General features: G+C 56.8%; 1 rRNA gene. It reads left to right on the top strand.

The features are described 5' to 3' along the window. Positions 1 to 247: 247 nt before the first annotated feature. Positions 248 to 3,367, top strand: a 23S ribosomal RNA gene (locus ACWCP6_RS37160). Positions 3,368 to 3,390: the final 23 nt, after the last annotated feature.

Genomic DNA, 3,390 nt, shown 5'->3' with positions numbered 1-3,390 from the left:
GTAGCTCATGGGTGGAACGTTGATTATTCGGCCGGTTTCACGGGTCGGAGGCTGCAAGTACTGCTCGTAAGAGCGTGGAACGCATGATCTCCGGACGGGAGCCGGCCGGGCACGCTGTTGGGTATCTGAAGGTACGGCCGATACGGCTGCCTTCAGTGCCGGCCCCAGTGCACTCACTGGTTTTTCCAGTGGGGTGATGGGTGGTTGGTCGTTGTTTGAGAACTGCACAGTGGACGCGAGCATCTGTGGCCAAGTTTTTAAGGGCGCACGGTGGATGCCTTGGCACCAGGAACCGATGAAGGACGTGGGAGGCCACGATAGTCCCCGGGGAGTCGTCAACCAGGCTTTGATCCGGGGGTTTCCGAATGGGGAAACCCGGCAGTCGTCATGGGCTGTCACCCATACCTGAACACATAGGGTATGTGGAGGGAACGCGGGGAAGTGAAACATCTCAGTACCCGCAGGAAGAGAAAACAACCGTGATTCCGGGAGTAGTGGCGAGCGAAACTGGATGAGGCCAAACCGTATGCGTGTGAGACCCGGCAGGGGTTGCGTATACGGGGTTGTGGGATCTCTCTTCTGTCGTCTGCCGGCGACAGGACGAGTCAGAAACCGTTGATGTAGGCGAAGGACATGCGAAAGGTCCGGCGTAGAGGGTAAGACCCCCGTAGTCGAAACGTCAGCGGCTCGTTTGAGAGACACCCAAGTAGCACGGGGCCCGAGAAATCCCGTGTGAATCTGGCGGGACCACCCGCTAAGCCTAAATATTCCCTGGTGACCGATAGCGGATAGTACCGTGAGGGAATGGTGAAAAGTACCGCGGGAGCGGAGTGAAATAGTACCTGAAACCGTGTGCCTACAAGCCGTGGGAGCGTCGGAACGTGCTTGCACGTTCTCGTGACTGCGTGCCTTTTGAAGAATGAGCCTGCGAGTTTGCGGTGTGTTGCGAGGTTAACCCGTGTGGGGAAGCCGTAGCGAAAGCGAGTCCGAATAGGGCGGTGGAGTAGCACGCTCAAGACCCGAAGCGGAGTGATCTAGCCATGGGCAGGTTGAAGCGGAGGTAAGACTTCGTGGAGGACCGAACCCACCAGGGTTGAAAACCTGGGGGATGACCTGTGGTTAGGGGTGAAAGGCCAATCAAACTCCGTGATAGCTGGTTCTCCCCGAAATGCATTTAGGTGCAGCGTCGTGTGTTTCTTGCCGGAGGTAGAGCACTGGATAGGCGATGGGCCCTACCGGGTTACTGACCTTAGCCAAACTCCGAATGCCGGTAAGTGAGAGCGCGGCAGTGAGACTGTGGGGGATAAGCTCCATGGTCGAGAGGGAAACAGCCCAGAGCATCGACTAAGGCCCCTAAGCGTACGCTAAGTGGGAAAGGATGTGGAGTCGCACAGACAACCAGGAGGTTGGCTTAGAAGCAGCCACCCTTGAAAGAGTGCGTAATAGCTCACTGGTCTAGTGATTCCGCGCCGACAATGTAGCGGGGCTCAAGCGTACCGCCGAAGTCGTGTCATTGACGCATAGAGCCCTAACGGGTGTGTTGATGGGTAGGGGAGCGTCGTGTGCCGGGTGAAGCAGCACCGGAAGGTAGTTGTGGACGGTTCACGAGTGAGAATGCAGGCATGAGTAGCGATACAAGAGTGAGAAACTCTTGCGCCGATTGACTAAGGGTTCCTGGGTCAAGCTGATCTGCCCAGGGTAAGTCGGGACCTAAGGCGAGGCCGACAGGCGTAGTCGATGGATAACCGGTTGATATTCCGGTACCCGCTGTGAAGCGTCAAACATTGAATCCAGTGATGCTAAGCCCGTGAAGCCGCCCTGATCTCTTCGGAGTTGAGGGGAGTGGTGGAGCCGGTGACCCGAGCTGGTAGTAGGTGAGTGATGGGGTGACGCAGGAAGGTAGTCCATCCCGGGCGGTGGTTGTCCCGGGGTAAGGGTGTAGGACGTCAGGTAGGTAAATCCGCCTGGCATGTGTCTGAGACCTGATGCCGAGCCGATTGTGGTGAAGTGGATGATCCTATGCTGTCGAGAAAAGCCTCTAGCGAGTTTCATGGCGGCCCGTACCCTAAACCGACTCAGGTGGTCAGGTAGAGAATACCGAGGCGTTCGGGTGAACTATGGTTAAGGAACTCGGCAAAATGCCCCCGTAACTTCGGGAGAAGGGGGGCCATTCCTGGTGACGGAACTTGCTTCCTGAGCTGGGGGTGGCCGCAGAGACCAGCGAGAAGCGACTGTTTACTAAAAACACAGGTCCGTGCGAAGCCGTAAGGCGATGTATACGGACTGACGCCTGCCCGGTGCTGGAACGTTAAGGGGACCGGTTAGCTCACTTTCGGGTGGGCGAAGCTGAGAACTTAAGCGCCAGTAAACGGCGGTGGTAACTATAACCATCCTAAGGTAGCGAAATTCCTTGTCGGGTAAGTTCCGACCTGCACGAATGGCGTAACGACTTCTCGACTGTCTCAACCATAGGCCCGGTGAAATTGCACTACGAGTAAAGATGCTCGTTTCGCGCAGCAGGACGGAAAGACCCCGGGACCTTTACTACAGTTTGATATTGGTGTTCGGTTCGGCTTGTGTAGGATAGCTGGGAGACTGTGAAGCATGCACGCCAGTGTGTGTGGAGTCGTCGTTGAAATACCAGTCTGGTCGTGCTGGATGTCTAACCTGGGTCCGTGATCCGGATCAGGGACAGTGTCTGATGGGTAGTTTAACTGGGGCGGTTGCCTCCTAAAGAGTAACGGAGGCGCCCAAAGGTTCCCTCAGCCTGGTTGGCAATCAGGTGTTGAGTGTAAGTGCACAAGGGAGCTTGACTGTGAGACCGACGGGTCGAGCAGGGACGAAAGTCGGGACTAGTGATCCGGCGGTGGCTTGTGGAAGCGCCGTCGCTCAACGGATAAAAGGTACCCCGGGGATAACAGGCTGATCTTCCCCAAGAGTCCATATCGACGGGATGGTTTGGCACCTCGATGTCGGCTCGTCGCATCCTGGGGCTGGAGTCGGTCCCAAGGGTTGGGCTGTTCGCCCATTAAAGCGGTACGCGAGCTGGGTTTAGAACGTCGTGAGACAGTTCGGTCCCTATCCGCTGTGCGCGTAGGAATATTGAGAAGGGCTGTCCCTAGTACGAGAGGACCGGGACGGACGAACCTCTGGTGTGCCAGTTGTTCTGCCAAGGGCATGGCTGGTTGGCTACGTTCGGGAGGGATAACCGCTGAAAGCATCTAAGCGGGAAGCCTGCTTCGAGATGAGTATTCCCACCTCCTTGAGAGGGTAAGGCTCCCAGTAGACGACTGGGTTGATAGGCCGGATCTGGAAGCACCGTGAGGTGTGAAGGTGACCGGTACTAATAGGCCGAGGGCTTGTCCTCAGTTGCTCGCGTCCACTGTGTTG

The sequence above is a fragment of the Streptomyces sp. NPDC002004 genome (assembly GCF_053593975.1).
This window is presented reverse-complemented; position numbering and strand designations above follow the sequence as displayed.